The sequence below is a fragment of the Halomonas sp. BM-2019 genome (assembly GCF_017584085.1).
Map to the genome: position 1 here is coordinate 1,608,094 of NZ_CP071922.1, position 4,746 is coordinate 1,612,839.

The window sequence follows — 4,746 nt, forward strand, 5'->3', positions numbered from 1 at the left end:
GTAGCGCGCAGGTTACTGTCATTGACGATATGAAAGAGTGCTTTTTGTTGATAAGCCTGAATCATGTTGCCAGTTTTGACAAAACGATGAGCAATATGACCACTAATTGGCGCACGAATGACACTTTCGCTGAAGTCGAGTTGAGCGATTTGCAGTTGGGCGTCAAGCGCATCATGACGTGACTGTAAACGCTCGAGTTGCTCCGTACTCACCATTTGCTGCTGTGCAAGCTGCTTCATACGGGTTAACTCTTGTTCGACACCGCGCAGTTCCGCTGCAATTTGATCACGAACTAGAGGCGATAACGTGCCGACTCAATACGAGCAAGCGGTTGACCTTGTTCGACATAATCACCTTCTTCAACCAAAACTTCTTCGACGATACCGCTGACACGAGCAATAACGTCGGTTTCTTCTTCAGCTTCAAGAATCGCACTTGCTTGCAGGCTAGCGCGCACCGCACCGCGGCTGACCAGCATGGCTTCAACCGGAACGCCTCGTTCAGCAGCCGGTTGCTGATTTGACATGTGAGCGCCGCCAGCGTTACCGCAGGCAGTTAATGAGAGCACCAGAGCACTGGCGAGTCCGAAAATAGCTGTACGAGCGAAGATAGTGTTCATTTTTATAGTCCGTCATTCAAAAGTTACTTTCCGTTAATTATGCGAGAATCGTGCCAACCTAATAAAATATTATTAAGTTATTGATTATTAATGACATAGCGTTCCATTAAAAGTCGCTAATGGATGTTTTTGTTGGCTAATCTCGCTAACAGGTAGCTAATTTCACAATCGTGAAGTCGTATTTTGCCAGATGTACGACAAATGGAACGATATTTTGGCTCGGAGCCGGAATAAAAATGAATTCGGGGTCGGAGCCGAAACGCGTATTGCGGCTCCGAGCCGGAAATAAATCAATTCGGGGTCGGAGCCGTAATAAAAATAGTAGACATTTAGATGGCTAAATGGCTAGAATGCCAAAAAATGCAATCAGGAGTTTACAACATGCGGTTAGAGACATTAGCGTTACATCATGGTTATTCGGCGGAAGCGACGACACGCGCGGCAGCGGTGCCGATTTATCAAACCACCTCATTCACCTTTCGTGATACGCAACATGGTGCGGATCTTTTTGACTTGAAAGAAGAGGGGAATATTTATTCGCGGATTATGAATCCGACTAATGCGGTGCTTGAGCAGCGCTTAGCCGCGATTGAAGGAGGTGTCGGTGCGTTAGCTGTGGCATCCGGTATGGCGGCGATTAACTACACGATTCAAACCATCACTGCAGCCGGCGACAATATTGTCAGTATCAGTCAGCTCTATGGCGGTACATATAACTTCTTCGCCCATTCACTGCCCCAACAAGGCATCGATGTGCGCTTTGCGGACGCGGATGACTACGCGGGCATCGCCGCCTTAATTGACGATAAAACAAAACTGCTATTTTGTGAGTCTATCGGCAACCCAGCAGGTAATGTCGTCGATATTCAGCGATTAGCTGAGATTGCACACGCGCACGGCATTCCTTTAGTGGTGGACAATACCGTGCCCACACCTGTGCTGTGTAAACCGATTGAATTTGGTGCGGATATCGTCGTGCATGCACTGACCAAGTACATTGGTGGCCATGGCACGACGATTGGCGGCATTATTGTCGATAGTGGCAAGTTTCCGTGGGCTGATTACCCGGAAAAATTTCCGCAACTCAATCAACCGGATCCATCCTACCATGGCGTGGTCTACACCGAAGCATTGGGGCCAGCTGCGTTTATCGGACGTGCTCGCGTCGTACCGCTGCGGAATACCGGCTCGGCGCTTTCCGCGCAAAGTGCATTTAACTTTTTGCAAGGCTTGGAAACCTTAGCCTTGCGGATGGAGCGTCACTGTGAGAATACCCAACGCGTTGCTGAGTATTTGCAGCAGCATCCCGCGGTGGAGTGGGTGAATTATGCTGGCCTTGCGACCGATAAACACCATGCCTTGGCAAAGAAAATCACGCAAGGGAAAGGCTCGGGTATTCTTAGCTTTGCGGTCAAAGGTGGGCATCAAGCGGCAGTGAGTTTCATCGACGCACTGCAATTATTCTTGCGCTTGGTCAATATTGGCGATGCCAAATCGTTGGCCTGTCATCCAGCATCGACAACGCATCGGCAATTGTCGCCGCAGGAGTTGGCTAAAGCGGGCGTGAGCGAGAACCTCGTGCGCCTATCGGTTGGTATCGAGCATATCGACGATATTATTACGGACTTGGAACAGGCACTGCAGGCTTCGCAACGAGCAAGCCTAAAAAGTGCCTGAGATTAGCGCGGGAAAAGGTCGATCCGGCTAATGTGCCGTATCGACCTTGTTCTGCTCTTATTTTCTAATCCAGTTGCGTAACCAGTTTTGTAACAAGCGCACACCTTTTTCTTGCCAAAAAGGTTCAGGCAGCTCACTGGCTTCTTCATCGACGAAATAATATTCCGGTGGTGTTGGTAACAAGCCTTTGTCGAAGTCGCGACGAAATTCATTGTATAGCGTGTCGCTTTCGTACTCTGGGTGGCCAAGTAAGAAGGCTCGCCGACGCAATTCATCCACTGCTAGAAATGCACCGGCGTTTGGAGCATGTAAGAGAACCTGTAACTCATTATGCGCAAATAGTTGATGCTGGCGCGCTTCAGCGTGGCGAGAGTGAGGAAACTGTACACCGTTGGGTATGCCTTCGATTAGCGGGTGAGGACGCACGATTCGATGACCATAGACACCACTAATTTTGCGTGCTTTTTGCTTGCGAGGAATGTTGTAGTCGTGAAAAAACGCAGCATTGGCAGCCCAACACAAATACAAGGTGGTCTGGGCGATGTCATCTGCATAGTCGAAGACTTCACAAAGTTCGTCCCAATAGCCGACTTCTTCATACTCTTTGGTACCGAGCGGCGCTCCGGAAATTACCAAAGCATCAAGCTTCAACAAGTCACTGACGGGTGAATAGTAGCGCCGAATGTGCTCAATTGGCGTTGTTTTTGGGATCCAGCGATTCAAAAATAAAAAATGGAACTCGATCGTCGCATCGACTTGGGCAAATAGTCGCAGCCATTGTCGTTCCGTCGTTATTTTATCCGGCATCAGGTTCAAAAAGCCAATGCGAATGTCGCCGCGTTCCTTCGGCGCATAACGTAGATCAAGTCCCTCTGCTTGTAACGTTTCAATTGCAGGCAATGGCCGGTGTAACAGAACGGGCATAGGATTGTGTAACTCGCGTCAACAAATAAAAAAACATAATCGCACGTGTGCTATGCGAGAGCAACTTATCAGCGGGTAAAAAAATACCCCCAAAACCGACCGGTGATGGGGGTATTTTTATCGAACTAACAGCAGCTTATTTGTTGAGCGGCTTAAACTCACGTTGCGCTTCACCAGTGTAAAGCTGACGAGGGCGACCGATCTTCTGATTCGGTTCGCTGAGCATCTCATGCCAATGTGAAATCCAGCCGACGGTACGTGACAGGGCAAAAATCACGGTGAACATGTTGGTTGGAATACCGATAGCTTTGAGGATAATGCCTGAGTAGAAATCGACGTTCGGATACAGTTTCTTCTCGACGAAGTACTGATCTTCAAGTGCGATGCGCTCAAGTTCCATGGCAACGTCCAACAACGGATCGTTGATGTTCAACTCGCTAAGCACTTCATGACAGGTTTCACGCATGACTTTCGCGCGCGGGTCAAAGTTCTTATATACCCGGTGACCGAAGCCCATTAAGCGGAACGGATCGTTCTTGTCTTTGGCTTTCGCGATGAACTCAGGAATACGATCGACGGAACCGATTTCCGCTAGCATTTTCAAACAAGCTTCATTTGCACCACCGTGCGCAGGTCCCCAAAGTGACGCAACACCTGCAGCGATACAGGCATATGGGTTTGCGCCTGATGAACCGGCTAAACGAACGGTTGAGGTCGATGCGTTTTGCTCATGATCAGCGTGCAAGGTGAAGATCCGGTCCATTGCTTTGGCAATGATTGGGCTGATTTTGTAGTCTTCAGCTGGAACCGAGAACATCATGTTCAAGAAGTTTTCAGAGTAGCTTAACTCGTTGCTTGGATAAACGAACGGCTGACCAATGTTGTGCTTGTAGCACATGGCTGCAATCGTTGGGATCTTAGCAATCAGGCGATAAGCGCTGCGAACACGTTGTTCTGAATCAGCGATATTCAGGTCGTCATGATAGAACGACGACAGCGCACCGGTAACGGCGCAAAGCATAGCCATTGGGTGAGCATCGCGACGGAATCCACCGAAAAATTCATGAATTCCTTGATGCACCATGGTGTGCTTGGTAATCGTTTTCTTAAAGGTTGCGTACTGCTCAGCAGACGGCGCTTCACCGTGAATTAACATATAGCAAACTTCAAGGTAGTCAGCTTCGGTTGCTAACTGCTCGATGGGGTAGCCGCGGTGCAATAAAACACCGTTGTCACCATCGATATAGGTGATTTTTGATTCACAAGAGCCGGTTGCGAGGAAGCCAGGGTCAAACGTGAAGTAGCCGTGCTTGCCAAGGGTCCGTACATCAATTACATCGTGCCCGGCGGTGCCTGAAAGCACCGGCAGCTCGATACTGTTGCCATCGATTTGAATAGTGGCGTTACGCTCAGCCATGGAAATCTCCTTGTATTCTGTGCGTCGGGGTAAAAAAGTGCGCTAGTTTTACTTGATCTTGGGGGTATCTGTCAATTTAACGTAAACGGTAGTCGTTTGGATGACTACT

4 protein-coding genes and 1 pseudogene are annotated in these 4,746 nt (G+C 48.9%); 1 reads left to right on the plus strand and 4 read right to left on the minus strand.

What is annotated here, in order from left to right; translation table 11 throughout:
- Window positions 1-239 (minus strand): annotated as a pseudogene (locus J5F18_RS08105) (hypothetical protein); the annotation flags it as partial.
- A 53-nt stretch (window positions 240-292) separates the two neighbouring features.
- A complete protein-coding gene (locus J5F18_RS08110; protein ID WP_346301761.1) occupies window positions 293-619 on the minus strand; it encodes a biotin/lipoyl-binding protein in 327 nt (108 codons plus the stop codon).
- A gap of 381 nt (window positions 620-1,000) precedes the next feature.
- Between J5F18_RS08110 and J5F18_RS08115 the strand changes: the two genes are divergently transcribed.
- The gene (locus J5F18_RS08115) at window positions 1,001-2,296 is read left to right on the plus strand and encodes an aminotransferase class I/II-fold pyridoxal phosphate-dependent enzyme (protein ID WP_346301762.1); all 1,296 of its coding nucleotides are present in this window, start codon (window positions 1,001-1,003) and stop codon (window positions 2,294-2,296) included.
- 57 nt (window positions 2,297-2,353) lie between these two features.
- Here J5F18_RS08115 and J5F18_RS08120 read toward each other — a convergent pair whose 3' ends face one another.
- Both J5F18_RS08120 and J5F18_RS08125 read right to left on the minus strand, forming a co-directional pair.
- Window positions 2,354-3,220 carry a homoserine O-succinyltransferase gene (locus J5F18_RS08120; RefSeq protein ID WP_346301763.1) on the minus strand — a complete coding sequence of 289 codons (867 nt, stop codon included), beginning with the start codon at window positions 3,218-3,220 and terminating at the stop codon, window positions 2,354-2,356.
- A 136-nt stretch (window positions 3,221-3,356) separates the two neighbouring features.
- The gene (locus tag J5F18_RS08125; RefSeq protein WP_346301764.1) at window positions 3,357-4,637 is read right to left on the minus strand and encodes a citrate synthase; all 1,281 of its coding nucleotides are present in this window, start codon (window positions 4,635-4,637) and stop codon (window positions 3,357-3,359) included.
- Window positions 4,638-4,746: the final 109 nt, after the last annotated feature.